Raw genomic sequence first — 26,112 nt, 5'->3', positions numbered from 1 at the left:
GCCATGGTCCTTCTGCTGCCGGGCATCGGGCCCGTAGTTGCGGCAGATCATTCGGGGTTCACGGAGGCGCCGGACGGGGGATGGAACCGTATCCAGGCTACGCCGACGGACTATCGCGCGGCGGTGGCTGCGCTTGAGCCCGGTGACTGGTTGCAGCTGGAGTCAGGGGACTATCCGCGTTCGCTGCGGTTACACGGAGTGCGCGGGACGCCGGAGCGGCCCATCGTGATCAGCGGGCCAGCGGAAGGTGAGCCGGCCGTGCTGCGCGGGCGCCGCGGGGAGAACACGATCAGCCTGGTGGATGCGGAACATCTGGTGATCCGGCATCTGACGCTGGATGGCGGCGGGGAACCGGTTGCGGGGGTGGTGGCGGAGGCGCGCGGTGACGGCGTGCATCACGTGACGCTGGAGCACCTGACCATCCGCCATTATGACCGTTCGCAGGGCAACACGGGGATCACGACGCGCGTGCCGGCCTGGGGCTGGGTGATCCGGCACAACGAGATCCATGATGTGGGTACCGGGATGTATCTCGGACAGCCGGATGGCACCAGCCCGTTTGTCGGTGGCGTGATCGAGCACAATCATGTGCACCGCACTCTGGGGTACAACATCCAGATCAAGCACCAGACGGAAAGGGAGATGATTCCGGATCAGGACCCGGGCCCGCGCGAGACGCGGATTCGCTTCAATTTTCTGAACAAGGCAGAACGCGGGAGCGACGGGGCCCGGGCCCGCCCCAATCTGCTGGTGGGGCATTTCCCGCCCACCGGCCCGGGGTCTGAAGACCGCTATCGCATCGAAGGGAATCTGTTCTACCAGAACCCGCAGGAGCGACTGTTCCAGGGCGAGGGCAACCTCCTGATCCACGACAACCTGTTCGTGAATGATGTCGGCGATGCGTTGCTGGTCCGCCCGCACAACCATGTGCCGCGGGAGATCCACGTTGTGAACAACACGGTCTTGGCGAGCGGGTTCGGGATTCGGGTGGACGAGCCCGACCAGGCATACGAGCAGGCGGTGGCGGGCAACGCCGTGTTCGCCGGGAACCCGTTACAGTTCTCAGGCGGTATCGCGGGAGCCGAGAATTTTACGGCCTCACGCGATACCGCGGCCCGTTACCTCGTGGCCCCGGATGCTGGGCTGGATGCCCTGGATCTCTACCCGCGCGCGGGCGGTTTGCGGGAGCGTGGAGGCAGCGTGAGTTCGCCCGCAATCGCGGGCGCGGATCACGATTACAATGGCCGCCTGCGCGAACGACCGGTCTGGGGCGCCTATGCCGGTCCGCCGGGCCCCAATCCGGGGCGCGTGGAGGGGATCGGGCCGCGCGTGCCGGGTTGCGCGCCCTGCCAATAGGGAAACATGGATCCCATGTTTCCCTGAGCCGGACGCGGTCCAGGGACAGAACGGCCCCCGCCGGGGTGCCGCATGACGAAGAGCAACGAGAACGGACATCTTATGCATACGCTTCCCGCGCTGGATGAAGTCACCATTGGGGTCATCGGTCTTGGGTACGTCGGCCTGCCGCTGGCCGTCGAATTCGGCCATCACTGGTCCACCATCGGGTTCGACATCGACCCGGAACGGGTGCAACAGCTGCGGGCCGGGGTGGATCGCACGCGCGAGGTGGAGGCGGACAAGCTGGCGGCCACGCCGCATCTGGAATACACCTCGGACCTGGAGGCGATGCGGGCCTGCAACGTGTTCGTGGTGACGGTGCCGACCCCCATCGACCGGCACAAGCGCCCCGACCTCGGACCGCTGCTCGGGGCCAGCCAAAGTGTGGGGCGGGTGCTGAAGCCGGGGGACACGGTGATCTACGAGTCCACCGTGTATCCGGGCGCTACGGAGGAGGACTGCGTGCCGATCCTGGAGGCGGAGTCCGGCCTGGTGCACAACCAGGATTTCTTTACCGGCTACAGCCCCGAGCGCATCAACCCGGGTGACAAGGAGCACGGGGTGACCTCCATCATGAAGGTCACCTCGGGCTCTACGCCGGAGGTGGCCGACTTCGTCGACGCGCTGTACGCACGGGTGATCACCGCCGGTACGCACAAGGCCGAGAGCATCCGCGTGGCCGAGGCCGCCAAGGTGATCGAGAATACCCAGCGCGATGTGAACATCGCGCTGATCAACGAGCTGGCGTTGCTGTTCGAGCGCCTGGGGCTGGATACGGAAGCCGTGCTGAAGGCGGCCGGGACCAAGTGGAACTTCCTGCCGTTCCGCCCCGGGCTGGTGGGCGGCCACTGCATCGGCGTGGACCCGTACTACCTGACGCACAAGGCGCAGGCGGTGGGGCACCACCCGGAGATGATCCTGGCCGGGCGCCGTGTGAACGACTCCATGGGCGCCCACATCGCGGACAACACGGTGCGGGCCCTGGTGCGCAAGGGCATCAATCCGGTGGGCGCACGCATCCTGGTGATGGGGCTGACATTCAAGGAAAACTGCCCCGACCTGCGCAACACCCGCGTGATCGACATTCACGCCACCCTGGCCGGCTATAACGCCGAGGTAACCGTCTTCGACCCCTGGGTGGACCCGGCCGAGGCCGAGCACGAATACGGCATCACCCCGGTGACCGAGACCCCGGACCCGGGGCAGTTCGATGCGATCATTGTCGCGGTGCCGCACCGCGAGTTCCTGAAGATGGGGATCGAGGCGATCCGGGCGCTGGCACGCCCGGAGTCGGTGATCTTCGACGTGAAATCGGTCTTCCCGCGGGAATCGACCGACCTGCGCTTATAACAGCGGTTCGGGATGCACTCGCAGGGAGGCATCGAATCCATCGTTCGGTGTCGCCCCGGTCTTGCGACGAAACGATCTTCGACGGGTGGTACAGAGCCCGTCGAAGATCTCCGTGGTGGATGTTTCAGCTGCCGCTGTCGGACCGCTTGCGGCGCCAGAGCATCGATCCGGCTACCAGCAAACCGCTAGCAAACAATACTAGAGTGCCGGGCGTCGGGACTGGCGTAACTTGTTCGAGTTCACCGATGGTCATATTGTCGAAGCTGAAGATGTCGGTCGTCGGCCCTGCGACCAGGTCAAAGTCGAGCGAAGTGAACAGAAAGTCCTCACTTGAGGCGATTGCGCCGAAGTAGAAGACCGAGCCGTCCGTAGATCCGAACGATCCCACGGTGTGCGGGACGATTTCCTGGTGGACGCCTCCCGAACTCAGGTTGAAATTGATCAGCAGTTGCCCGCCGAAGTCCCCGATGTCGATCCCGTAGAACCCGAAGGCGGCGATGTCCTGTCCGAAGTCCACGCCGAATCCGTCGTCTCCCGTCGCATCGGCCCGCCAAGTGTTGGTGCCCGATACGGAGTACCGACCAGCGAAGGCGCTGCCCTCGGAGACGGTCTTGATGCGGCCGTCCCCCGTAAGGGTCGCGTCAAGCGTGCCACCACCGAAGCCGGGGAAGGTCAGATTCAGTGGCGCAGTGGTCCCCGTGGCAAAGCCTTCGAAGTCCTCGGTTCCGACGCCACTGAGCGACCCGAGAAAGGCGCTTTCGGCCGCATCTGAGTTGGGGGTCTCAGACAACGGAACGGTCGCCGAGTTGTTCAGATCCTCTCCGAAATAAGTGATGAACGCGGCCTGGGCCGAGGTTCCGGCTAGCATCGCCCCCGCGGCGATCAGTGCAATAGCGAGTGGTCCTTTCATGCTGCGACTCCCTTGTTGGCATCCTGGGTCCCGTCCGAAGCAGAAATCGTGCCATTGCGCTGCAACTCACTGACTTGTCGGGATTCAACGGGGCATACGAGAGGGTTCGGCCTTGCCGGTGTAAAGGTTCGTGACGCTTGTCGCGATTCCTGTGCGCTACTGCTCCGCGGACTCCACCGGGTATACAGTGATGACCCGGCCCCATCCCCGAGCGCCGCATGAACGCGATGGCGAATGCAGACGAGCCCTTGTCCCTGCGCACCTGTGCGCTGTGGGCCTGGCTGTCGCTGGGGGCGGCGATCTATCTGACGCTGCTGCCGTTCGAATTCGGCTCGATGAGTCTGGAACGCGCCTGGGAGATCTACCGCGGCATGAGCCTGACCGGCCCCGGCACCAGCGGCCGCCAGCAGTTTATGGCCAATGCCCTGATGTTCTTGCCGCTGGGGTTCTTCTGGACCGCGTGGCTGACCCATGGCCGCCGTAATCGACTGACGGCGTTTGCGGTGTTCACCTTTGTGGCGGCCCTGGGGCTGGCGGTTACGGCGAGCGTGGAGTTCCTGCAGGTCTGGCTGCCCTATCGGCACCCCGCGGGCGCCGATATTGCCGGTAACTTTTCCGGGGCCGTGGCCGGTTCGCTCGCCTGGCTGGCCCTGCGCAATCCGCTGGTGCGCTGGCGACAGGTGCTGGAAGGCGCGGGTGCGCAGACCCTGACCGCCGGCCTGGTGGTCTATGCCGCGCTCTACGTGCTGGTTGGCTTCGTCCCCTTTGACTTTGTACTGGCCGCGGACGAGTTGCGGGCCCGGTTGGCATCGGATGCCTGGGGCTGGTGGGTGGCGGCCGGCGCCTGCACTGGCGGCGTTCGCTGTATCAGCTGGTTGACGTTGGAGGTGGTGGTCAGCGTACCGGTGGGCTTGCTCCTGGCGCTGTGGCTGCATCGGCGTGGAGTTTTGCTGCTGGGGGCCGGGATCCCCCTGGCCCTGCTGCTGGCGGGCCTGCTGGAGCTGCTAAATCTGGCGACGCTGTCGGGGGTTGCCGAAGGACGCTCCGTGCTGCTGCGGGCGCTGGGGATGGGGATCGGCCTCGTCCTGTTCCGGCGCCTACCCGCGCATCCCCATGGCGTGATCCGAACGCTGCAGCAGTTCGCCACGCCGTTGCTTGTGACGGGTACCGTTGCCTACGCCTTGCTGCTGGTCGCGCTCAACCACGGCTTCGGTGCGTTTCACGCCGACGGGGAGGCGGCGCGGGCGCAGTGGGCCGACCTGAACCTGTGGCCGTTCTATTACCACTACCACGTGGACGAGATCCACGCCCTGCGCAGTACCGCGCTGCACCTGGCCATGTACGCGCCCCTGGGGATGCTGGTCTGGCTCTGGCAGTTGCGCCATCCATTGCAACCGGCCGCGTTGAACCTGCTGGCCGTCGTCGCGGGGGCGGTGCTGGCACTGGCGGTCGAGGCCGCCAAGCTGTTCGTGGACGGTGCCCGCCCGGACCCGGCCAGCCTGGTTCTGGCCGGGCTGGCGGCCGGATTCATGGCGGCCTCGCTGCAGTGGCTGGAACGCGCGAGCGTGGCGGGTGTCGCGCAACCGGTCGTGGCGTCGCGAGCCGGGCCCCTCGATGCTGCCCCGGGACCGAGCGACCCCGGCCCCGTCAAGGGTTCTCTGCAGCGGTTGCGGCAGGCCCTTGGCGGTCTCCTGGCTTTGGTGGCCGTGCTGGCGGCGGTGACCTGGCCGGTGGCGCCGGTTGCGCTGGCCGCGGGGTTGCTGGCCTACGCCGTCTTGCTGGCCTGGCGCCCGCAGGCCTGGCTGGTCGTGATGCCGATTCTGCTGGCCACGCTGGACCTGACTCTCTACCACGGGCGCCTGTTCGTCTCCGAGCTGGATCTGTTCCTGCTGATGACCCTGGCCGTGGCCCTGTGGCGGGGGCCCCATGCGCTGCATGCGGGCGTATCGCTGCTGCCGCGCGGGATCCGCTGGCCACTGGGGCTGCTGGTCGTTTCCACCCTGATCGGCCTAGCGCTGGCCCTGTGGCCGCCCGGAGGCTGGAATCCCGGCGCAGCGGTGCACTTTGCCCACGAGTGGAATGCGCTGCGGGTGGCCAAGGGCCTGCTGTGGGCGGTGGTGCTGCTGGCGGTGTTGCGCGTGGCGCCCATTCCGGTCCGGGAGCAGGTGACACGCTGGTTTCTCCCAGGCGTGGCCCTGGCCCTGCTGGCGCAGCTGGCCTTCGTGGTGCGGGAACGGATCACCTACCCCGGGCTGCTGGATTTCGACAGCGGCTACCGGCTCTCCGGCCTGTTCTCGGAGATGCAGGCCGGTGGCCCCAGTATCGAGAGCTTTCTGGTGCTGGCCTTTCCACTGGCCCTGATCTGGTTCTGGAGGCAGCGCCCCGGCCTGATGCTCGCCGGGGCGGCTGCGCTGGCGGTGGGGACGGCCTATGCAGTGGCCATGACGTACTCCCGCGGCGGGTATCTGGGGCTGGTCGTGGCGGTGGTGGTCCTCGCCGTCGGGGTATTGCTGGCGGCGCTGCAGGGGCGCATGCGGGCGCGCGGCGGGGCGCTGATCGGCGTGCTGTTGTCGGCCGCAGCGATCGCCCTGATTGCGGGCACGACCCTGGGTGGATTCGCCGAACAGCGTCTGGGTCAGATCGAGCGCGACTTCGGCAGTCGCGTGGATCACTGGCAGGCCGCGCTCGAATTGCCCGGTGGCGGGCCTCTGGCTCCCCTGTTGGGTCGAGGCGTCGGCAGTTTCCCCGAGCACTATCGCACCGGGAACCGCGACGGGCGCCTGCCCGGCAACCTGGCGTTTACCCGCGAAGAGGGTGAGCCGCGCCTGCAGCTGGGCGGCGGCGATTCGCTGTTCGTCAATCAGCGGGTGGACCTGCCGCGGGAGGGTGTCTATCGCATGACGGTTGAGGCGGCCAGCGCCCGACCCGCGGGTTTTCGTCTGTTCCTCTGCGAGAAGCCCATCCGCCATTCGTTCGCCTGTCGCAGCGAAGGGGTGCAACTGGAGGGGGGCGCGCGCCAGACGGTTGAGTGGACCTTCGATCTCGATCCGATGGGGTCCCGCCCATGGCCGTTCCAGCGCGGGCTGGTGCTGTCACTGGCGGTCGATGCACGGCAGCAGTCTGTCGTCGAATTTTACAACGTTCAGCTCCGGGGTCTGGACGGTCGCGAGTACGTGGCAAACGGCGACTTCCGGCATCTGGGGCGTCACTGGTATTTCACCACGGATCACCTCTGGCCCTGGAGGGTCGAGAACCAGTGGCTGGAGCTCTATTTCGATCAGGGCTGGCTGGGTCTGGTCGCCTTCGTCTGGCTGACACTGGCCGCTCTGACCCTGCTGGTACGGCGCGGGCTGAGGGGCGATGCAGTGGCGCTGGCCATGGCGGCCGCGCTGGCGGGGGCATTGACGATTGGCCTGTTCAGTACGCTGTTCTTCTCGCCGCGTATCGCGCTGTTGTTCTATCTGGTGCTGTTGCTGGGGGTGGCCTCCGCCATCATGCACGTCGAGGAAGAAAGCCGGACTCGGGTCCGGATGCCGGCCGGTTCAGACCCGCAGGGTGCCGGTTGAACACAATGTCTGGATTATTCGACAGGCCTGAACGGATGGACGGTCGGTGGGGTGTCCGATTTTTTTACGCAGCCAGGTGCGTGGTGTGTATCGGTGACGGAACACCCGGAGCGTGTTGTTAAAAAACAGCGGCCTATCGCGGGTGGCATCGTGATTGCTTGCGGGTCGGGCCAATGCCTCCGAACACCGACCAAGGGACGCGACCCATGAAAAAGGCACTTCTGATCGTACCGCTGGCGCTCCTGTCAGTCTCCGCCCACGCTGCGACGGTCGATCCGACCTACCAGTTCTTTAGCGCGTTGCCGGAAGCTGATTTCGGAGGGAGTGGCATCCCCAACGATTCCGTTGCCCAAACCCCGTTCGAGACGGCGGAGGCCCCCGGCCTGCTGGGCCTCTCCGCGGCGCAGCGTTTCGGTTCGCCCGAGGTCACCAACGACGGCGCGGGCACGTTTTTCGCGCAACCGGGTATTAGCGACCCGACCTACGAGTCGGATTTCGGGTCCGGACTGTCGTTGTGGAACCTCAATTTCTACATCGACCCCGGCACTGGGTCCCTGGCGGGCGCGCCGCTGACCTTCGAACTGTATTTCGAGACCGTGCCCGGCCAGATCAGCACGTTTCAGCTGGGAAGCCTGGAGGCTGTCACGCAGGGTTCGCAGAACCTCGGATTCAACTGGATGAACATCCTGGCGGATTCGCAGGGGAATGATCCGTTCGACCCGTTCGCGGAGGGCACCTACAGCTTCGGGCTTGCGGCGTTCGCCGACCGTTCGGAGGTGGTGGAGCCCCTTTCGACCACCCAGCAGGTCGAAAACCCGCCGCTCGTCGCCGAGACCTGGATCAACGTCCAGGTGGGCGATCCGACCGCGGTGTCGGAGCCGGGCAGTGCGTGGATGCTGGGCACGGGCCTGGGGATGCTCGCGCTGATGGCCTGGGGTGTGGGGCGCCGGCGCCCCGGCGCTGGCACGGCCTGACACCGGCCTAGTCTGCCCCTGGCAACCCCCGGTGCTGGCTTTCGCCAGACCGGGGGTTTTTCGTATCGGGCTCACGTTCGCGCAGACGACTTGCCCCAAGGCGGGTATCTGTCCGGAAATCCCACCTGCTACTCTCGTTTGACCAACCTTCCTTGGATCCCGGGAGATGAACAAGGCCTTCGAGGCGTTTGACGAGCACCTGCTCGAGCTGGCCCGGTTTGTTGAAGAAGCCGAGTCCATGGAGAAGGGGCTGCACCAGTTGACGGTCCTGGTGGGCCACGCCATGGACTGCCGGCATTGCTCGATCATGCTGGTCAAACAGGATCCCGAGACCGGCGAACCACGCCTCCGGGTCGAGGCGCACCAGGGGGCGCTTGTGCCGCAGGCCTACGGGGAGTCCCAGCGTTTCGGGACCGGCATCGCGGGACAGGTCGCCGCATCCGGCAAAGGACTCCTGATCAACGATCTCCACCATTCCGAATTTGCCGATGCCGCCCGCCGTTGCCACGAGGTGGAGGCGGTCGACGTGATCGCGGTGCCGGTGGTGCTCGATGGCGAGGTGATCGGCGTGATCAATATTGATTCCCCGCGTGATCAGCGGCGGCTGACGCAGGAGGATCTGCGCATGGCGTCGATCCTGGCGCTGGTGGTGGCCAAGTCCGTACTGGTCCATCGGCTGAAGGGGCTGCTGCGCACCAGCTTTACCCAGATGGCCTTGGCCCGTCAGCCGGGAGCGGCGACGGGGCCCATTACCCACGCACCGGAGCGCGTTGCCCGGTTGCTCGCGCGCACGCTGTACGACGAGATGAGCCGCGCCGGGTTTTCCCGCGATCATGTGCTGACGGCCGCGACCGAACTGATCGGCCAGGTGAGCGAGGGGCGGGAATGACGGCGAGGGTGCCATGAAGGACACCGGATTCGAGCGCCGCTGGCGCCAGCGTTTCCTCGAACGCGGGGCGAGCCTGGAGGATGACGCCGGGATCGCCGGCTGGACGCCGACCGGCCTGAACAGCCGCGTGCGGCAGTTCGAGCGTCTCTGGCGGGACGCGGCCCATGCGCCCGGACGCTGGCTCGATATCGGCTGTGGCGCGGGTACCTACACGCGAATGCTGCATGCGCAGGGTCATGCGGTGTGGGGGCTGGACTACTCCACCCCGTCCCTGGCGAAGGCGAGGGATCGCAGCAATCCGACGATCCCGTGGCTGGCGGCGGATATCCAGCATCTTCCGCTGCCGGAGGCCGCGTTCGACGGGGTGCTCTGCTTTGGCGTAATGCAGGCGTTGTCGGAGCCTGCGCCGGCACTGGCGGAGATCCGGCGGGTCCTGCGTCCCGGTGGCGAGGCCTGGGTCGATGCGCTGAATCTGCGGTGTCTCCCCACTGCGCTTCGGGAGTGGCGGCGCCATCGCCGGGGCCGGCCGCCGCATTTGCGCTACGACGATCCCGCCGCCTTGCGCGCGACGGCCGAGGCCGCGGGTCTGGTGGCGCTGGAGCTGGACTGGTTGCCGCTGGCACCCGGGCGTCTCGCGCGCCTGCAGCCACTGCTGGAGAACCGGGGCACCCGTGGTGTGCTGCAGTCGGTCCCGGTCGCCGGGGCATGGCTGAGCCATTCGTTCATTCTGCGCTTGCGCAGGGCGTGATGTACCGGCCGTCCGGCCCCTGTCGGGAAATTTTGCACTTGGCGGCGACGAGCGCCCTTGCGAACCCGAGGCCTGATGAGGCGGCCCTCGATATCAGTGAGTTACCCGTTATTCGATGGAGTGGCATTGCGCTTGCTAACTCTTGGTAGAAAGCGTCTGATTGCAGTGTGCCCCGAAATTCCCCCGGTGCGGGTGGAGGCGGGTGCCCTGGCGCGAACGGCGTGACGCCGGGGACGGACCTGGAGCAGGCAAGAATGAGCGACGAACACGATCAGAACCACAGCCATGGCCCGGAGGGCGAGGATCCGTCCGGCAGCCCCGTGGATCGGGACGAGGCTTCGTCCGGCCCGCGCAGCCGGACTCGCCGCCGCCTGACCACCGCCGGCCTGGGTGGCGCGATGTTGGTGTCTCTCCCCGCCAAGTCGGTCTGGGGTGCACAGGGGCAGTGTTCGCTGTCGGGTAATATCTTCTCCGCCAACGTCTCCAATATCGACCACGAGTGCACCGAGGGCGATGGCTGCACGCCGGGCTTCTGGAAGAACAACTGGTTCGCCTGGGACTGCACCGGCTACTCGCCGGGGACCTGCCACAAGACCAATCCACCGGGCAACCAGTGCCGCAGCTTCGATGCGACGGTGCATCCCGGTGGCGCGACCTCCTTCGAGTCGGTGTTCGGCTACAAGCCGGAGTGTCTGAGTGGCTCGCCGTCGCTGATGGAGGTGCTGCAGGCCAGTGGCGTGTGCAGTGGATCGCTGGACTGGCATGCGGTGGGGGCGGTCCTGAACGCGGCCTGCACCTCGATCGACTTTGGCGCCTCGGTGGATGAGGTGGTGAAGGCCTATTCCATGGCCCGCGATGACGCGGACAAGTACACGGCCGTGAAGAACGTCTTCGTCTACATGAACGAGCGCTTCTGCCCAATCAACAGCCAGGGCGACTGCGAGGATGGATACTCGCGCAACGAACTGGGCGTATGCGTAGAGGTGCGGACCACCACGTCCAACCAGAAGGGCAATCGCTGAGCTGCGGGGCGCTGCCCCGGGTACGGCTGGCCGTACGGTAAACGAGGCGCACTTGTCCGTTCCCGAAGAACCCCTCGAACTGATTTCGCTGCCGGTCGCTCACGTGCGGGCGTGGGGCGAATCCGTGGTCGTTTATGATCAGCGCTGTGGCGAGACACACGTGCTGCAACCGCCCCTCACCGAGCTCTTCCAGGCCCTGCAAGAGGGGCCGATGACGCCGACGGCCCTGTTCGAGTACCTTGAACAGCGTTACGAAGCCGCCGAGGGGGAGCTGGAGGATGCGATGCAGGCCGGCCTGAGTCAGTTGCGGGAGCATCACCTGATCTGTGATCCGGCGGACTCGCGGGACGCGTGACAGCCCCAGAAGACCTGCGCGCGGGGCTGCGCGGCGCCGGGGTGGCCCTCCAGGTGGGCCCGTTCGTGGTCCGGCTGCGTTCGCGGCTGGACCGGGTCGAACGCGCGCTGGCCCTGTTCTACGACCGGCAGTTGCTGCCGCCGGAACAGGCGGCGTTTGCCGATTTTCACATCACGCTCGCACGGGCCTCCGGCCTGCACTGGCTCTGGCGCCCGCAGGCGCGATTCTTCCTCGACGGTCGATCACCGTTTCGCCCCCTCCCGCTGGCCCACGCCTACCCGCTGTTCGAGTGGGGACTGAACTGGTGCATTGCCCAGCACGCCCACGACTTCCTGATGATCCACGCGGCGGTGCTGGAACGTAACGGTCGGGCGCTGGTGATGCCGGGCGAGCCGGGGGCGGGGAAGAGCACGCTGACCGCCGCGCTGACCCTGTCCGGCTGGCGCCTGCTGTCGGACGAATTCGCCCTGCTTTCCCTGACGGACGGGCAGCTGGTGGCCCTGCCGCGCCCGGTCAGCCTGAAGAATGCAGCCATTGACCTGATCCGCGAGCGCTACCCGCAGGCGGTCATCGGGCCCGCCTCGCATGACACCAGCAAGGGGACCGTGGCGCATCTGAGACCGCCGGATGCGAGTATTCAGAAGATGCACGACCCGGCGCGACCGGCCTGGCTGGTCTTCCCGCGTTTTGCCGCGGGGGGCCGTGACCACCTTGCGCCGCTGGACCGGGCCGTGGCCCTGCAGCGGCTGGTCGGGTCGTCGTTCAACTACAGCGTGGTGGGGGCCGCGGGCTTCGAGGCCGCGGCCGACCTGATCGAGCAGAGTGCGTGCCTCGAGCTCGAGTACGCAGATCTGGATGCCACCCTGGGGCTGCTGAACGACCTGACCGCGGGGGGCGCGTGACATCCTCCGCGCTGACGCAACTGCTCGCGGTCCTGGGCGCTCCGAAGTCGGCCGGGCGGCTTTCGCTGGCGGACTGGGACCTGCTGGTGCGGGTGGCGCGGGTGGCCTCCCTGGAAGGGCGGCTGCATGCATTGATCGAGGAGGCCGGGACACTGCCCGAGGTGCCACCGGCGCCGCGACGGCACCTGCACGCGGCCCGGGTCCTGGCGGACCGTCAGCACGCCATGGTCCGCTGGGAGGTGGCGCGGATCCACGAGGCCCTGGCGCCCGAGGCGATCCCGGTGATGCTGCTCAAGGGCGCTGCCTATGTCATGGCGGGCTTGCCCTGCGCCCCGGGGCGTCAGTTCTCCGATGTCGACATCCTCGTCCCGCAGGCGCGGATTGAGCAGGCGGAGCAGCACCTGTTTGTCCAGGGTTGGGTCTGCGAGGGCTACGATGCCTATGACCAGCGGTACTACCGCCAGTGGATGCACGAACTGCCGCCGCTCACGCATATCCAGCGCAAGAGCGTGCTGGACGTGCACCACACCATCCTGCCGCCGACCGCGCGGCTGCATCCCGACCCGGATCTTCTGTGGCAGGCGGCGCTGCCGCTCGACGACCACCCGGGTGTGTATATCCCGGCTCCGGTGGACATGGTCCTGCACAGCGCGACGCACCTGTTCCACGACGGCGAGCTGGAGAACGGGCTGCGGGACCTGGCCGATCTGGATGCGCTGCTGCGGTACTTTGTGGCCGAGGATCCGGGTTTCTGGGAGCGGCTGACGGCGCGCGCCTTCGAGATGGATCTGGCACGCCCGCTCTTCTACGCCCTGCGCTATGGCCGCGAATTCCTGCAGACCCCCGTGCCCGATTCGGCCTTCGCGGCCCTGGCCCGCGCGCGCCCGTCGGCGCCTCTGCGTGGGCTGATGGACGGGCTGTTCCGGCGCGGCCTGATACCCCATCACTGGAGCTGCGATGGCGTCGGGTCCGGCGCCGCGCGCTGGCTGTTGTACGTGCGTTCCCACTACCTGCGCATGCCGCTCCACCTGCTCCTGCCTCATCTGGTGCGCAAGGCGGTCAAGGACCAGCGCAAGGGGAAGCGGGAACGGCCCGAACCCTGAGGGAGACGCTGATTGAATCGCACGTCCGCGTTGGTGCCCCCTGTTTTCCGAGACAAGGCGCGTCGTGCAGCGGGTAGTGGTTCTACCCGCCCGTTTTGGATGGATTCGGGGCGCAACGCAGGATCGGGCCATATTCATTCAGAATCGGGGGGGGGCACCAACCCCACAAGCCATTGAAAGCAGCGGCTCGGCCGCCCGTTGTTGATCAAAAACGGGCGCGGGAACGGCGTTGCGGTTCCCTTGTGCAGAATGACTGCACGGCAGTCACCGCGCCTTGTTCGCACGCAAAAGCGACTCGAGCGCGGACGTGCGATTCAATCAGCGTCTCCCTGAGGTCCGCGCGCTCCCGAACCCGCAGCTCGACCGCCGCCCGTCTACCCGACCAGCGGGCCCTTACGCGGTGGCTGGGTCTCCATCCAGGCCCAGAGTGGCGAGGGGTGCCAGGAGCAGCTCGGCGCGAAACAGGACGCGTGGGCCGGCCACCAGGCCGAGGCAGCGGTAGCGCTGCTGTGCCATCCCGGAGCCGGCCAGGCCGCGATCCGAGGTGTCCACGTGTTCGGCCGGGCTCACCAGCATATGCAGGGCATCGGCGCTGCGCAGGGCGCGCGCCAGACGCTGGTCGACGCTGATGTGATGCGCGGTATAGATCATGGGGTCGCGATAGAAATCGTGGCCATCGGCATGGGCCTTCTCCAGCAGCGCGCAGGAGATCAGGGATGCCGGAAACATGTCGGGAAAGTTGACCCGGTCCTCCAGCTCGTCGAAGTAGTCCGCCTGGCGCACGAGCGAACCCGACAGCAGATTCTTCGCGTTGCTGTTGGTCATGAACTTGCGCTTGTGGAACCACCCGTTGTCCGGCAGTTCGCGGCGGTCCTCGAGCCGGTCGAGGTCGAACCCCGCGGGCAGGGGCAGTGCCGCGTCCGGCAGCGCGCGGGGGGTGGCCGTGTCGCGCACGTGTCCCAGCAGCACCAGACCGCCGGATGTGCGCATCGCGATGCGGTTCGACAGTTGCGGCCGTCCCGCCTCGTCCATGCGCCGGTTCGTGGGCTTGACCACGGTGGTCAGGGCCTCGTCCGGGCGCAGGGCCCCGGCAAAGGTGAACTGGTAGTTCCGGAATGGCCGTTCGCGGATGTTCCCGCTGTCGCCCTCCGCCTGGCGTACCTGCGTGATCAGGGCCTCGGCGAGGCATTCCAGTTGAAAGCCCAGCACAATCGGGCCGCCAAACGGGTTGCCGCGGATCCGCATCCACTTGTCGCCGTCATGGAACGGATTGAAGTCATCGGTGGCGTTGCGCGCCACGTCGATGTGGATCTGACGAAAGACGCGGGGGGCGTCGAGAGGGGGCGCGGCCATGGGCGTGCGTTCTACCGGGCAGGGCCTGCCGTGACGTGTGCGGGCGTCGATGGGTTACTCCCGGGCGTTTGCCAGCAGCGGACGAATCCGGTCCGCTGGCACCGCGTAGCTGATCCCGCTGGGGTGGCCGACCGCCGCCTCGCGTCCGCCCTGGACGAAGACCTGATTGATCACGCCGACGACTTCGCCGCTGTCGATCCGGTAGACGGGGCTCCCGCTGTTGCCGGGGTAGGCGGTGGCATCCAGCTGAAACACCATGGGTGCGCCGGCCCGCAGTTGCCGGATGCGCGCCTCGCTCAGTTCGCTCGAGCGCCGGGCGGTGATCGCCATGGGGGTGCGCGCCGCCACGCTCGCGCGATGGGTCGCGGGATAGGTGCCCAGGACCATGCCGATCGGGAAGCCGGTAAAGGCCAGTTGTTCGCCTTCCCGCACGGCATCGGAGGATCCCAGCTGCAGGGGTGGCAGCGGGGGCCCGGCAATCCGCAGCAGGGCCAGGTCGTCGTCCGCCGAATGGGCCACCAGTTCCGCGCTGTGGATGGAGGTGTCACGGCCTTCGCCGCTGACCACCACGAGTTGTTCGCGGTTCTCGTGATCCAGGGACGTCGGGATCACATGGTGATTGGTGACGATCAGACTACCGTCGCCAACCGCAAAGCCGGTGGCGAGGTAATGGGCCCGGGGGCTGCGCGCGGGCTGGTGGGTGGCGATGCTGACCACCGAGGGTTTGACGCGCTCGATGGTGTCGGGCAGCGCATCGGCCGCGGCCGGGGGCTGGACGACCAGAAGGGCCAGAAGACTGGCCGCGGCCAGGGCCTTCAGCGTCCGCCATTTGCGCGGGCGGGTGCATGGCGCAGAGGCCGGTGACAAGAGGCCGGATCGCGTGCTCGTCGTATTGTTCATGGGCCACCCCCGCCGGTTGATGGTCCAAGTCTAGGCCAGGCGTCTCCGATCGTGGTGGCAGTGCGTTAGGTGACGCGGGTAGTGGCCGGCGGAGGCGTTAAGCCGAATGTTCAGTTGAAGACGATGGTCTTGTTGCCGTGGGTGAGGACGCGGCCTTCGAGGTGGTAGCGCAGGCCGCGGGCGAGGACCCAGCGTTCGACGTCGCGGCCCTTGCGGATCAGGTCCTGCACGCCGTCGTCATGGCGGATGCGGGTGACGTCCTGTTCGATGATCGGGCCGGCGTCGAGGTCCTCGGTGACGTAGTGGCAGGTCGCACCGATCAGCTTAACGCCGCGGGCGAAGGCCTGGTGGTAGGGCCGTGCGCCGACGAACGACGGCAGAAAGCTGTGGTGGATGTTCAGGATACGCTCGGGGTATTCGTCGCAAAGCCGGGGCGGCAGGATCTGCATGTAGCGCGCCAGTACGATGGCGTCGGGCGCGAGTTCGGCGAGTCGCGCCTGCAGGGTGACGAAGGCGGTCTCGCGGTCCTCGCGCGGCACGGGGATGTGCTCGAACGGGATGCCGTAGCACCGGGCCAGCGGCTCCAGGTCACGATGGTTGGAGAGGATCGCCGGGATCTCCATTGGCAGTTCGCCGTTGCTCCAGCGGGCCAGCAGGTCGCTGAGGCAGTGCGGCTCGCGCGAGACCATCAGGACCACACGTGGTCGCGTTTCGGCGCCCGCCAGCCACCAGTCCATGCCGAGATCGAGGGCCAGCTCGTCCAGGCGTTCGCGCAGGGCGGGCTCGGCATCGACGGGCAGCGAGAATACCCAGCGCATGAAGAACCAGCCGGCCTCGGCATCGGTGTGTTGTGCAGCCTCGGTGATCCAGCCGTCGGTGTTGGCGATCGCGTTGGCGATGCGCGCGACGATCCCGTGCTGATCCGGGCAGCGAATACTCAGCCGAAAACGCGGTCGATCATCCATGTCGTTTATGTATCCCGGATAAGGTCAAGGGCGGGTTTTACCACGAAGCTCACGAAGGCACGAAGAAGGGCAAGGGCGGATTAACCACAGAGGTCACGGAGGACACGGAGAAAACCAGCGATGGTTTTGTGGCGGGCAGGATTCCGATGAACGTAGCGAATCGCTTCCTGCCCCTATAAACCTTTGTCGTCTTTCTCCGTGTCCTCTGTGCACTCTGTGGTGCAATCGCCTTTGACCTTGCCCTTCTTCGTGCCTTCGTGTCCTTCGTGGTGAATCAAGGCGACGCCGGGCAGAGAAAGGCCTGTCAGGCGGATTCGCGGCGCAGGCCGGAGGGGATGGAGAAGGTGATGGTCTCTTCGCGGCCGGCGAGTTCGGAGACGGTATCGACGCCGTGCCCGCGCAGGAAGTCGAGCACCTCGTTGACCAGGACCTCCGGGGCCGAGGCGCCGGCGGTGACGCCGATGCGGCTCTTGCCCTCCAGCCAGGCGGGGTCGATGTCGGCGGCACCGTCCACCAGGTAGGAGGCTACGCCCATGCGGGCGCCGATCTCGCTCAGGCGGTTGGAGTTCGAGCTGTTCTTCGAGCCGACCACCAGCAGCAGGTCGCACTGCTTCGCCAGGTCCTTCACCGCATCCTGACGGTTCTGGGTGGCGTAGCAGATGTCCATCTTGCGCGGGCCCTCGATCTTCGGGAAGCGCGCGGTAAGGGCATCGATGATGCCGGCGGTGTCGTCCATCGACAGCGTGGTCTGGGAGACGAAGGCCAGACGGTCCGGGTTTGCAACCTCCAGATTCTCGACGTCCGCGATGGTCTCGACCAGCATCATGCAGCCGCCCCGGGAGTCGTCGAACTGGCCCATGGTGCCCTCGACCTCGGGGTGCCCGGCGTGGCCGATCAGTACGACCTCGCGACCCTCGCGGGCGTAGCGCGCCACCTCCAGATGGACCTTGGTGACCAGCGGGCAGGTGGCATCGAACACGGTCAGGCCGCGATCCTCGGCCTCCTGCTGCACGCGGCGCGGCACGCCGTGCGCGGAGAAGATCACCACCTGGCCGTCGGGCACTTCGCTCAGTTCCTCGACGAAGCGCACGCCCGCATCCGTCAGGCGGCCGACCACGTGGCGGTTGTGCACCACCTCGTGGCGCACGTACAGCGGCGCGCCGTAGATCTCCAGGGCGCGTTCCACGATCTCGATGGCGCGTTCCACCCCGGCGCAGAAACCGCGCGGATTGGCGAGCTGGGCCTGGATACTCATGGTGTTCTCCTGCGGTCGGTCGCGACCTATTGTGGCTCCCGTACGGATACCACATCCACCTCGAAGGTGAAGTGTTGCCCCGCCAGCGGGTGGTTGAAATCCACCGTCACGGTGTCGTCCTCCACCGCTTCGATGCGGCCGGGCACGGCCTCGCCGGAGGGGCTGTTGAACTCGTAGATGTAGTCCACTTCCAGCGGCAGGTCATCCGGGAACTGCGAGCGCGGCATGCGTTGCACCGCCGCCTGATCCCGGAACGGGAACATGACGCCGGCCTCGATCGCAAATTCCCGGTGGTCGCCGGCCTCCAGCCCGACCAGCAGATCCTCCAGGCCGGGCAGGATCTCGCCGGAGCCGATCTCCAGGGTAATGGGTTCGTCGCCGGTCCCGTCCACTACAAAGCCGTTTTCGAGGATCAGGCGATAGTGCATCTCGATGTGCGCGCCCTTGGTGGCCGTGGTCATGCGTGCTCCCGTGTTCAGTGCTTGTCTTCGGAATGGCTGTGGTCACCCTCGATGAAGGTCGCCACGATCAGCGTGATCGCCCCCACCACGATGGCCATGTCCGCCACGTTGAAGGCCGGCCAGTGATAGCCCGCCCAGTGAAAGTCGAGAAAATCCACCACCGCGCCATAGCGCACGCGGTCGATCAGGTTGCCCACGGCCCCGCCCAGTACCAGGCCCAGGGCCGTCACCGACCACCACGCCCGGCGCGGCAGGCGGGCCAGCCAGCCGATGATCAGCAGCCCGATCACCACGGCGATGCCGGTCAGCAGCCAGCGGCCCCAGTCCCCGGCGCCGGCCAGGAAGCTGAAGGCCGCACCGGGGTTGTAGACCAGCGACAGATTGAAGAAGCTCGTCACCTCGACCGGGGCGAACAGCGTCAGCGCGTGTTCCGCCCAGATCTTGGTGACCTGGTCCGCGACCACGATCGCGGCCGCGATCAGCAGCCCCGGGCCCAGACCGGAACCCCGCAGTTGCATCAGGCGAAGTGCCGGGTCTCGCCCGGGCCTTCCACGTTGCTGACGCAGCGCCCGCACAGTTCCGGGTGTTGCGCGTGCTCGCCGACATCCGGACGGCGGTGCCAGCAGCGCACGCACTTGGGCTGTTCGCTCTTGTGCACCACCACGCCCAGCGCTGTCCCGTCTGTCAGTTCGGCGGTATGCGCGCCTTCCGGGGCGGCGCCCTCGGCCAGACGGGCCTCGGAGGTGATCAACACGAAGCGCAGCTCGTCGCCCAGGCGCTCCAGCAGCGTGCGCGCCGCGGAGTCGGCCGGCAGATGCAGGTCGATCTCGGCATTCAGCGAGGCGCCGATGCCCTGTTCGTTGCGAGCCAGTTCCAGCGCGCGGGCGACGTGGGTGCGCACCTCCAGGATGCGGTCCCAGTCACCGTCGGAGAACGTCGCGTCCTCCGGCAGCGGGGCCAGTCCCTCGTACCAGGTGGCGAACAGCACGCTGTCCGGCCGCTCGCCGGGCAGCAGCTCCCAGATCTCTTCGGCGGTAAAGGTCAGGATCGGGGCCACCCAGCGGGTCAGGGCCTCGGCCACGTGGTACAGCGCGGTCTGCGCCGAGCGCCGGGCGTGCGAATCCGCCTGCGTGGTGTACTGGCGATCCTTGATCACGTCCAGGTAGAAGCTGCCCAGCTCCACCGAGCAGAAGTTGTGCACGCGCTGGTAAATCTGGTGGAACAGATAGTCGTCATAGGCCTTGGTGACCTGGCCCTGTACCTGCAGCGCGCGGGCGACGATCCAGCGATCCAGCGGCAGCAGCTCGTCCAGCGGCAGGGCGTGCTCGGCCGGTTCGAAGCCGTTGAGGTTGCCCAGCAGGAAGCGCGTGGTGTTGCGGATGCGGCGGTAGGCATCGGCGGTGCGGTCGAGGATGTCCTTCGAGATCGCCATCTCGCCGGAGAAGTCGGTGGCCGCGACCCACAGGCGCAGGATATCCGCGCCCAAGGTAGAAACGACCTCCTGCGGCGCGACCACGTTGCCGCGCGACTTGGACATCTTCTCGCCCTTCTCGTCCACGGTGAAGCCGTGGGTCAGCACCGCCTTGTACGGCGCCGCGCCGCGCATGGCCACGCTGGTCAACAGGCTGGACTGGAACCAGCCGCGGTGCTGGTCCGAGCCTTCCAGGAACAGGTCCACCGGCAGTCCGCCGAGTTCCGGGCGCTTCTCCACCACCGTGGAGTGCAGCACGCCGGAGTCGAACCAGACGTCGAGGGTGTCGTTCAGCTTCACGTAGTCGTCGGCCTTGTCGCCCAGCAACTCCTTCGGGTCCAGCTGGAACCAGGCCTCGATGCCGTCCTGCTCGATGCGCTGCGCGACCGCCTCGACCAGCTCCGCGGTGTGCGGGTGCAGGCGGTTGGTTTCCTTGTGCACGAAGAACGGGATCGGCACGCCCCAGTTGCGCTGGCGCGAGATGCACCAGTCCGGACGGTTGACCACCATGCCGTGGATGCGGGCCTGGCCCCAGCTCGGCATCCACCGGGTGTCGGCGATCGCCTTGAGTGCATCCGCGCGCAGCTCGGCGCGCTCCATGCTGATGAACCACTGCGGGGTCGCGCGGAAGATGATCGGCGTCTTGTGGCGCCAGCAGTGCGGGTAGCTGTGCTCGAACTTCACCGCCACGATCAGCGCGCCGTGTTCCTTCAGTACGTCGATCACATGGCCGTTGGCCTGATGCACGTTCTCGCCGGCGAAATGCGGGGTGTCCGGCAGGAAGCGCCCGTCCGGGCCCACCGGGTTTTCCACCGGCAGGCTGTACTGCAACCCGAACGCGTAGTCCTCCTGGCCGTGGCCGGGGGCGGTGTGCACCGCGCCGGTACCGGTCTCGGTGGTCACGTGGTCGCCCAGGATCAGCGGGACTTCGCGGTCCAGGAACGGGTGGCGCAGCATCAGGCCTTCCAGCGCCTGGCCCTTGGCGCGGGCGACGATCCGGCCCTCGCCCAGCGAATAGCGGGCCAGGCAGTCCTCGACCAGGTCCTCCGCCAGCAGGATGCGCTCGTGCTCCAGCTCCACCAGGGCGTAGTTCAGCTCCGGGTGCAGGGCGACCGCCTGGTTGGCCGGCAGGGTCCACGGTGTGGTGGTCCAGATGACCACGCTGATCGGGCCGCGCGAGCCGTCGATGCCGTCGAAGCGGCGCAGGAAGTCGATGTCGTCGACCACGCGGAAGCGCACGTCGATCGCCTGCGAGATCTTGTCCTCGTACTCGACCTCGGCCTCGGCCAGGGCCGAGCCGCAGTCCACGCACCAGTGCACCGGCTTCTCGCCCATCTGCACGTGGCCGCGCTTGAAGATCGTGCCCAGCGCGCGAACGGTATCGGCCTCCACCTGGTAGTTCATGGTCAGGTAGGGGTGGTCCCAGTCGCCCAGTACGCCCAGGCGCTGGAAGTCCGCGCTCTGGCCGTCCACCTGCTCCTGGGCGTATTCGCGGCAGGCCTTGCGGAAGGTCGCGGCGTCCACGTCGCGCCCGGCCTTGCCCAGGTTCTGTTCCACCTTCAGCTCGATCGGCAGGCCGTGGCAGTCCCAGCCCGGCACGTAGGGCGCATCAAAGCCGGCCAGGGTGCGGCTCTTCACGATCACGTCCTTGAGGATCTTGTTGACCGCGTGGCCGACATGGATCGAGCCGTTGGCGTAGGGCGGGCCGTCCGCCAGCACGAAGCGCGGCCGCCCGGCACAGTGCTCGCGCAGGCGCTGGTAGCGGTCCTCGGCCTTCCAGGCCTCCAGCCACTCGGGCTCCCGCGTCGCCAGGCCGGCGCGCATGGGGAAGGCCGTCTCGGGCAGGTTGAGGGTGTCCTTGTAGGGATTCGGCGGTGCCGGTTTGCGTGCCATGAGCGAGTTCCGGATCGGCCCTGCGGGCCGGTTTCAGTCGAGTTCGGAGAGTTGCATGCGGGCCGTGTCGACGTCGCGCGCGATCTGTGCGCGCAGCGCCTCCAGGCCCTCGAAGCGTTGTTCGCCGCGCACCTGCGCGACCGGCTCGAAGCACACGGCCTCGCCGTACAGGTAGGGCTGGCCCTCGAGCACGTGGGCCTCCAGGCGCTGTTCGGTGCCGTCCACGGTCGGGCGCCAGCCGATATTGGCGACCGCCGGCAGGGCCTCGCCGGAGGCGCGTCGCAGCCAGCCGGAGTACACCCCGCGCAGCGCCAGCGGCCAGGGCCCCAGGCGCAGGTTCGCGGTGGGGAAGCCGATGGTGCGCCCGCGCTTGTCGCCATGCGCGACCCGGCCGTGCAGGCGGTAGGGCCGGCCGAGCAGCTCGGTCACCCGGGCGAAGTCCCCGGCGACGGCCGCGGCGCGCACCCGCGTGCTGCTGATACGGCCCTCGGCATCGCGCACCGTCGGGGTGGACTCCACAGTGAAACCGAGGCGTCGGCCGGCGGTCTGCAGCGCGGCCTGGTCGCCCTCGCGTCCGCGGCCGAAGCGGAAGTCGTCCCCGACCAGGACGTGCCGCGCGCCCAGCCGCTGGTACAGGACCTCCTCCATGAAGGCGTTCGCCGACAGCCCGGCCAGGTGCGCGTCGAAGCGCAGGATCCAGGCGGCATCCAGGGCGCTGTCGCCCAGGGTGACCAGGCGGTCGCGCAGCCGCTGCAGGCGCCCGGGCGGAGCCGGGGCCTGGGTCCGCGCGCCAAAGTACTCGCGCGGCAGCGGTTCGAAGGTCATCAGGAGCGCCGGCGCCTGGCGATCCTGCGCCGCCTCGAGCAGGCGCCCCAGAACAGCCTGATGACCACGATGGAGACCATCAAAGTTGCCAATGGTCACCACCGCGCCGTGCAGGCCGGCCGCCTCGAACGCCTTGCTGTCGGCCGGCCCCAGGCCGCGAATCAGCCGCATCGCCCCGATCCCGCGCAAAACCGCGAGTATAACCCGCCGGGGCCACCCCGGGCATCATTGATCCGCGCCTTCCGTGGACTCGCGCAGCAACAGGTGACGCGGACGCAGCCCGGCCAGCCACAGCGTGGCGGCGAGCGTGGCGGTCCCGGCCAGAATCAGACCCGCGAGCGCCATAAGGCGTGTATCGATGGACCACTCGGTCCACTGGCCGAACTCGGGCGAGAGCCAGGCCAGCACGCCGATCATCGCGGCCAGGCCCAGCGGCAGCCCGAGCCGCAGCCGGCGCAGGCCCGGGCCCGGCTGGTAGATACCCTCGCGGATCAGCCCGCGATAGAGCAGCCCGGCGTTGATGTAGGCGGAGGCCGAGGTGGCGAGCGCCAGCCCGGCATGCGCCCCCGGCATACCGGAGAGATACCACGGCAGCACGAAGGCCCCGTTCAGCACCATGTTCCAGAGCATGGCGATGATCGCGATCTTGACCGGGGTCTTCGTGTCCTGGCGGGCGAAGAAGCCGGGTGCCAGGACCTTGATCAGGATGAACCCGGGCAGGCCCAGCGCATATGCGGCCAGCGCCATCGCGGTCATGTAGGTGTCGAACTGGGTGAAGGCCTGGTACTGGATCAGCGTGGCCAGGATCGGCACCGCCAGCACCACCAGTCCGACCATGGACGGCAGCGCCACCAGCATCGCCAGGCGCAGGGCCCAGTCCAGCGTACGGCCGAACGCGGCCGGGTCGGCCTGGTTGTACTGGCGCGCCAGGCGCGGAAGGATCACCGTGCCGATGGCGATCCCGAACAGCGCCAGCGGCAGCTCCACGAAGCGGTCGCCGAAGTACAGCCAGGAGATCGACCCTGCGACCAGAAACGAGGCGATCAGGGTGTCCACCAGCAGGTTGATCTGCACCACCGAGGTCCCGAGGATCGCCGGCAGCATCAGCTTCACGATCCGGCGAACCCCCTCGTGGGCGCGCCGGAAGCGGGGGCGGGGCAGCAGTCCCGCGCGCCACAGGAACGGGATCTGGAAGGCGAGTTGCAGGGCCCCGGCGATGAACACGCCCCAGGCCAGGGCCATGATCGGTTCTTCGAACATCGGCGCCAGCCACAGCGCCGCGCCGATCAGCGCCAGATTCAGGAACACCGGGGTGAAGGCGGGCACCGCGAAACGCCCGATGCTGTTGAGGATGCCGGCCGCCATCGCGGTCAGCGAGATGAACAGCAGGTACGGGAAGGTGATCCGCAGCATGGTGGCGGCCAGATCCTCGCGCCCGGCCTCCTGGGTGCCCAGGCCCGGGGCGAATACCCAGATCAGCGCCGGTGCCGCCAGGACCCCAATCAGGGTCACCGCGGTCACCACGGTCATCAGGGTGCCGGCGGTGTGATCCAGCAGATCGCGCAGGGCTTCGCGCCCGCGCTTCTCGCGAAACTCCGCGAACACCGGCACGAAGGCCTGGTTGAAGGCGCCCTCGGCGAACAGCCGGCGCAGGAAGTTGGGGATGCGAAAGGCGACGAAGAAGGCGTCGGTCGCGGGGCCGGCGCCGAAGGTGACCGCCAGCACCATGTCGCGCAGATAGCCCATGATCCGGGAGATCATGGTCATGCCACTGACAACGGCGGTGGAGCGGAACAGGCGGTTCATCGCGTGCGGGCGGCCGACGGGAAAGCCCCGCAGTGTACTTGAATCACCCGCGCCGGACCGCCGCCTTCGCCACGAGCAAGGGTCAAATCAAGAGCGTTTCACAGGAAGATGGGAAGACAGGAAGGGTCATTTGGGTGCGGGTGCGGGTGCGGGTGCGGGTGCGGGTGCGGGTGCGGGTGCGGGTGCTGGCTGTGGGCTCGTGGCATGCCCGGACCGTCAGGCCTGCCCCGTATGCCCACCCCAGTCCCTCTTCCAGTCTTCACGCCTTCCTGTAAATCGCTTTTGACGTTCTTCGTGGTGCATACAGAATGCCGGGCACGAAAAAGGCCGCCCGGAGGCGGCCTTCTTGGACGGTCCAGTGCAGGAGCCGTCAGCCATGGGAGTGGCGCCTTAGATGGCGGTCACTTCGCCGGCGGCGAGGCCCTTGGCGGTTTCCTGGATCTCAAAGGAGACCTTCTGGCCTTCGGCCAGGGTCTTGAAACCCGAACCGTTGATCGCGGAGAAATGGACGAACACGTCCTTGCCGCCATCATCGGGGGTGATGAAACCGAAACCCTTGCTCTCGTTGAACCACTTCACAACACCAGTATTCACAACTTGTAACCTCTTCATGTAACTAACAAATGTGTTCGCGGCATGCTGCCAACAGATCAACGGGAGCACTGGTTCAGAAACTAGAAACTTCCTAGTGTTGCCGCTCAACCACGAATCACGTCTCCGACTATACGCCGCATCCCCGGCGAAATCCAACGCCCCTCCATGAACTTTTTTTTGGCGCTGCAGCGCCGATTTTCCGCACGCCGGGGGCCACCACGAAGCGCACGATGGCACGCAGGAGGGCCAGGGCGGTTCACAGGAAGGCGGGAAGGTCGGAAGAATTATTGATTGGGTACGGACAGGGGGCTGGATGTCGGTGCATGCCCCTGCCCGTCAGCCCTGCCCTCAACGCTTCAGCCCGATCCCCCTTCGGATCTTCCCGTCTTCCTGTCACCCGTCCTTGATCTTTTGGGTGGCTGGGACGGCGCTGCGTCAGAGCTGGCGGATGTCGACGAAGCTGCCGCGGGTGGTCTGGTGCAGGCGGGGCAGGACGTCGAGGATGGCGCGGGCGGCGTCCTCGGGGTTGGGCATGTCGCGGGTGCCGCGCGCGGCCTTCAGGCGCTGGAGGACCGGAAAGCTCTCGCGGTCCGCCTCGTCGCACAGGTAGTCCTGCATCGCAGTATCCACCAGGCCCGGGGCGAAGGCGTTGATCGCCGTCTCTTCCGGGAATTCGTGGGCGTAGAGCTGCATCATCATGTTCAGCGCCGCCTTGGAGAGCGAGTAGCCGCTCCAGCCGGCATGCCCGGAGACCGAGGCGCCGGAGGAGATCGCGATGATCTGGCCGACCCGCACGCGGTGCTTCAGCAGCGCGTCGAGGATCACCTTGTTGGCGAAGGTGTTCACGTCCATCAGCAGGCGCAGCTCGTCCATCGGCGCGTCCTGCATGCGCTGCATGTGGCCCAGCAGCCCCGCGTTGAGCACCACCAGGTCCAGCGAGTCCACGCCCTGCAGCAGGCGTTCCATCGCGGCCCCGGTGGCGGTGAAGTCGCCGAGGTCCACCCGCTCGTCACCGCTGACCCTGGCCTCGGGGCAGCCGCGACGGCTCATGCCATAGACGTTTGCGCCCTGTTCCAGCAGTACCCGGGTCAGCCCCAGGCCCAGCCCGCTGGAGTTGCCGGTCACCAGCGCCGAACCAAAACGGCCGTCCTGCATATCGCTCTCCTTCGAGATTCCGAATGTCTGAATTGTCTACCACGAAGCACACGAAGACACGAAGAAGGGCCAAGTCAAGAGCGTTTGCACAGGAAGATGCGAAGACCGGAAGAGGGATATGGGATGAAGCACGAGTGCTTTGCCGGACATCTCGGATGTGCCTCGGCCGCCCATCCAGTACCCACCAAAATCCTTCCAGACTTCCCGTCTTCCTGTG

Annotated in this window: 22 protein-coding genes; 10 read left to right on the top strand and 12 right to left on the bottom strand. The window is 67.2% G+C overall.

Annotated elements, in window-relative coordinates; translation table 11 throughout:
* The first annotated feature begins 225 nt into the window (after positions 1–225).
* Together D106_RS0111370 and tviB are read left to right on the top strand one after the other, a co-directional pair.
* Positions 226–1,356 (top strand): hypothetical protein, encoded by a 1,131-nt coding sequence (locus tag D106_RS0111370; RefSeq protein WP_018880098.1) that lies wholly within the window; start codon positions 226–228, stop codon positions 1,354–1,356.
* Positions 1,357–1,458: 102 nt separating this feature from the next.
* On the top strand, positions 1,459–2,748 hold the full coding sequence (gene tviB, locus D106_RS0111365) for a Vi polysaccharide biosynthesis UDP-N-acetylglucosamine C-6 dehydrogenase TviB (RefSeq protein ID WP_018880097.1): 1,290 nt from the start codon (positions 1,459–1,461) through the stop codon (positions 2,746–2,748).
* Positions 2,749–2,872: 124 nt separating this feature from the next.
* Here the strand turns inward: tviB and D106_RS0111360 are convergent, their stop codons facing one another.
* Complete coding sequence (locus tag D106_RS0111360; RefSeq protein ID WP_018880096.1) at positions 2,873–3,658, bottom strand: hypothetical protein; 786 nt, start codon at positions 3,656–3,658, stop codon at positions 2,873–2,875.
* Positions 3,659–3,876: 218 nt separating this feature from the next.
* On the opposite strand from D106_RS0111360, the gene D106_RS0111355 reads away from it, so the two are divergent.
* The 8 genes from D106_RS0111355 (at position 3,877) to D106_RS0111320 (ending at position 13,217) form a co-directional block, all read left to right on the top strand.
* Complete coding sequence (locus D106_RS0111355) at positions 3,877–7,224, top strand: VanZ family protein (protein ID WP_018880095.1); 3,348 nt, start codon at positions 3,877–3,879, stop codon at positions 7,222–7,224.
* Between the two features lie 173 nt (positions 7,225–7,397).
* The gene (locus D106_RS0111350; protein ID WP_231372876.1) at positions 7,398–8,198 is read left to right on the top strand and encodes a hypothetical protein; all 801 of its coding nucleotides are present in this window, start codon (positions 7,398–7,400) and stop codon (positions 8,196–8,198) included.
* Between the two features lie 166 nt (positions 8,199–8,364).
* Positions 8,365–9,087 (top strand): GAF domain-containing protein, encoded by a 723-nt coding sequence (locus D106_RS0111345; RefSeq protein WP_018880093.1) that lies wholly within the window; start codon positions 8,365–8,367, stop codon positions 9,085–9,087.
* Positions 9,088–9,100: 13 nt separating this feature from the next.
* A complete protein-coding gene (locus tag D106_RS0111340) occupies positions 9,101–9,835 on the top strand; it encodes a class I SAM-dependent methyltransferase (protein WP_018880092.1) in 735 nt (244 codons plus the stop codon).
* 254 nt (positions 9,836–10,089) lie between these two features.
* Positions 10,090–10,857, top strand: coding sequence for a hypothetical protein (locus D106_RS0111335; RefSeq protein ID WP_018876664.1), 768 nt, complete (start codon positions 10,090–10,092; stop codon positions 10,855–10,857).
* 52 nt (positions 10,858–10,909) lie between these two features.
* A complete protein-coding gene (locus D106_RS0111330; protein ID WP_018878430.1) occupies positions 10,910–11,212 on the top strand; it encodes an HPr-rel-A system PqqD family peptide chaperone in 303 nt (100 codons plus the stop codon).
* Positions 11,209–12,114: an HprK-related kinase A gene (locus tag D106_RS0111325; RefSeq protein WP_018876662.1), complete on the top strand. Its 906-nt coding sequence runs from the start codon at positions 11,209–11,211 to the stop codon at positions 12,112–12,114. Before D106_RS0111330 ends, D106_RS0111325 begins: the two co-directional genes overlap by 4 nt.
* Complete coding sequence (locus tag D106_RS0111320; RefSeq protein WP_018880091.1) at positions 12,111–13,217, top strand: nucleotidyltransferase family protein; 1,107 nt, start codon at positions 12,111–12,113, stop codon at positions 13,215–13,217. Before D106_RS0111325 ends, D106_RS0111320 begins: the two co-directional genes overlap by 4 nt.
* A 393-nt stretch (positions 13,218–13,610) precedes the next feature.
* Here the strand turns inward: D106_RS0111320 and D106_RS0111315 are convergent, their stop codons facing one another.
* The 11 genes from D106_RS0111315 to D106_RS0111265 form a co-directional block, all read right to left on the bottom strand.
* Positions 13,611–14,570 (bottom strand): hypothetical protein, encoded by a 960-nt coding sequence (locus D106_RS0111315; protein WP_018876660.1) that lies wholly within the window; start codon positions 14,568–14,570, stop codon positions 13,611–13,613.
* Positions 14,571–14,624: 54 nt separating this feature from the next.
* The gene (locus D106_RS0111310) at positions 14,625–15,470 is read right to left on the bottom strand and encodes a S1C family serine protease (protein ID WP_038028714.1); all 846 of its coding nucleotides are present in this window, start codon (positions 15,468–15,470) and stop codon (positions 14,625–14,627) included.
* Between the two features lie 110 nt (positions 15,471–15,580).
* Positions 15,581–16,435 carry a formyltetrahydrofolate deformylase gene (gene purU / locus D106_RS0111305; protein WP_018880090.1) on the bottom strand — a complete coding sequence of 285 codons (855 nt, stop codon included), beginning with the start codon at positions 16,433–16,435 and terminating at the stop codon, positions 15,581–15,583.
* A gap of 304 nt (positions 16,436–16,739) precedes the next feature.
* On the bottom strand, positions 16,740–17,690 hold the full coding sequence (ispH, locus tag D106_RS0111300) for a 4-hydroxy-3-methylbut-2-enyl diphosphate reductase (protein ID WP_018866652.1): 951 nt from the start codon (positions 17,688–17,690) through the stop codon (positions 16,740–16,742).
* 26 nt (positions 17,691–17,716) lie between these two features.
* Positions 17,717–18,151: a peptidylprolyl isomerase gene (locus tag D106_RS0111295; protein ID WP_018876657.1), complete on the bottom strand. Its 435-nt coding sequence runs from the start codon at positions 18,149–18,151 to the stop codon at positions 17,717–17,719.
* A gap of 14 nt (positions 18,152–18,165) precedes the next feature.
* On the bottom strand, positions 18,166–18,669 hold the full coding sequence (lspA, locus tag D106_RS0111290; RefSeq protein ID WP_018876656.1) for a signal peptidase II: 504 nt from the start codon (positions 18,667–18,669) through the stop codon (positions 18,166–18,168).
* Positions 18,669–21,515: an isoleucine--tRNA ligase gene (gene ileS / locus D106_RS0111285; protein ID WP_018880089.1), complete on the bottom strand. Its 2,847-nt coding sequence runs from the start codon at positions 21,513–21,515 to the stop codon at positions 18,669–18,671. Before ileS ends, lspA begins: the two co-directional genes overlap by 1 nt.
* Positions 21,516–21,548: 33 nt before the next feature.
* Positions 21,549–22,511 carry a bifunctional riboflavin kinase/FAD synthetase gene (locus D106_RS0111280; RefSeq protein ID WP_018880088.1) on the bottom strand — a complete coding sequence of 321 codons (963 nt, stop codon included), beginning with the start codon at positions 22,509–22,511 and terminating at the stop codon, positions 21,549–21,551.
* Positions 22,512–22,565: 54 nt separating this feature from the next.
* Positions 22,566–24,146 (bottom strand): murein biosynthesis integral membrane protein MurJ, encoded by a 1,581-nt coding sequence (gene murJ, locus D106_RS0111275; protein WP_018880087.1) that lies wholly within the window; start codon positions 24,144–24,146, stop codon positions 22,566–22,568.
* Between the two features lie 390 nt (positions 24,147–24,536).
* Positions 24,537–24,758 (bottom strand): cold-shock protein, encoded by a 222-nt coding sequence (locus D106_RS0111270; RefSeq protein ID WP_196794002.1) that lies wholly within the window; start codon positions 24,756–24,758, stop codon positions 24,537–24,539.
* 417 nt (positions 24,759–25,175) lie between these two features.
* A complete protein-coding gene (locus D106_RS0111265) occupies positions 25,176–25,895 on the bottom strand; it encodes an SDR family NAD(P)-dependent oxidoreductase (RefSeq protein ID WP_018880086.1) in 720 nt (239 codons plus the stop codon).
* Between the last annotated feature and the right edge of the window lie 217 nt (positions 25,896–26,112).

The organism is Thioalkalivibrio sp. ALE9, from assembly GCF_000377445.1.
Taxonomy (GTDB): Bacteria; Pseudomonadota; Gammaproteobacteria; order Ectothiorhodospirales; family Ectothiorhodospiraceae; genus Thioalkalivibrio.
Note: the sequence above shows the minus strand (reverse complement) of the source record. Positions and strands in the feature narration are given on the sequence as shown.

What these genes read in the sequence shown, in the direction of transcription:
- D106_RS0111265 (WP_018880086.1), bottom strand. Translation starts at nt 25,895, where the DNA reads ATGCAGGACGGCCGTTTTGGTTCGGCGCTGGTGACCGGCAACTCCAGC.
- D106_RS0111310 (WP_038028714.1), bottom strand. Translation starts at nt 15,470, where the DNA reads ATGAACAATACGACGAGCACGCGATCCGGCCTCTTGTCACCGGCCTCT.
- D106_RS0111350 (WP_231372876.1), top strand. Translation starts at nt 7,398, where the DNA reads ATGCCTCCGAACACCGACCAAGGGACGCGACCCATGAAAAAGGCACTT.
- D106_RS0111315 (WP_018876660.1), bottom strand. Translation starts at nt 14,570, where the DNA reads ATGGCCGCGCCCCCTCTCGACGCCCCCCGCGTCTTTCGTCAGATCCAC.
- murJ (WP_018880087.1), bottom strand. Translation starts at nt 24,146, where the DNA reads ATGAACCGCCTGTTCCGCTCCACCGCCGTTGTCAGTGGCATGACCATG.
- purU (WP_018880090.1), bottom strand. Translation starts at nt 16,435, where the DNA reads ATGGATGATCGACCGCGTTTTCGGCTGAGTATTCGCTGCCCGGATCAG.
- ispH (WP_018866652.1), bottom strand. Translation starts at nt 17,690, where the DNA reads ATGAGTATCCAGGCCCAGCTCGCCAATCCGCGCGGTTTCTGCGCCGGG.
- D106_RS0111335 (WP_018876664.1), top strand. Translation starts at nt 10,090, where the DNA reads ATGAGCGACGAACACGATCAGAACCACAGCCATGGCCCGGAGGGCGAG.
- D106_RS0111345 (WP_018880093.1), top strand. Translation starts at nt 8,365, where the DNA reads ATGAACAAGGCCTTCGAGGCGTTTGACGAGCACCTGCTCGAGCTGGCC.
- ileS (WP_018880089.1), bottom strand. Translation starts at nt 21,515, where the DNA reads ATGGCACGCAAACCGGCACCGCCGAATCCCTACAAGGACACCCTCAAC.
- tviB (WP_018880097.1), top strand. Translation starts at nt 1,459, where the DNA reads ATGCATACGCTTCCCGCGCTGGATGAAGTCACCATTGGGGTCATCGGT.
- D106_RS0111295 (WP_018876657.1), bottom strand. Translation starts at nt 18,151, where the DNA reads ATGACCACGGCCACCAAGGGCGCGCACATCGAGATGCACTATCGCCTG.
- D106_RS0111340 (WP_018880092.1), top strand. Translation starts at nt 9,101, where the DNA reads ATGAAGGACACCGGATTCGAGCGCCGCTGGCGCCAGCGTTTCCTCGAA.
- D106_RS0111280 (WP_018880088.1), bottom strand. Translation starts at nt 22,511, where the DNA reads ATGCGGCTGATTCGCGGCCTGGGGCCGGCCGACAGCAAGGCGTTCGAG.
- D106_RS0111270 (WP_196794002.1), bottom strand. Translation starts at nt 24,758, where the DNA reads ATGAAGAGGTTACAAGTTGTGAATACTGGTGTTGTGAAGTGGTTCAAC.
- lspA (WP_018876656.1), bottom strand. Translation starts at nt 18,669, where the DNA reads ATGCAACTGCGGGGTTCCGGTCTGGGCCCGGGGCTGCTGATCGCGGCC.
- D106_RS0111360 (WP_018880096.1), bottom strand. Translation starts at nt 3,658, where the DNA reads ATGAAAGGACCACTCGCTATTGCACTGATCGCCGCGGGGGCGATGCTA.
- D106_RS0111355 (WP_018880095.1), top strand. Translation starts at nt 3,877, where the DNA reads ATGAACGCGATGGCGAATGCAGACGAGCCCTTGTCCCTGCGCACCTGT.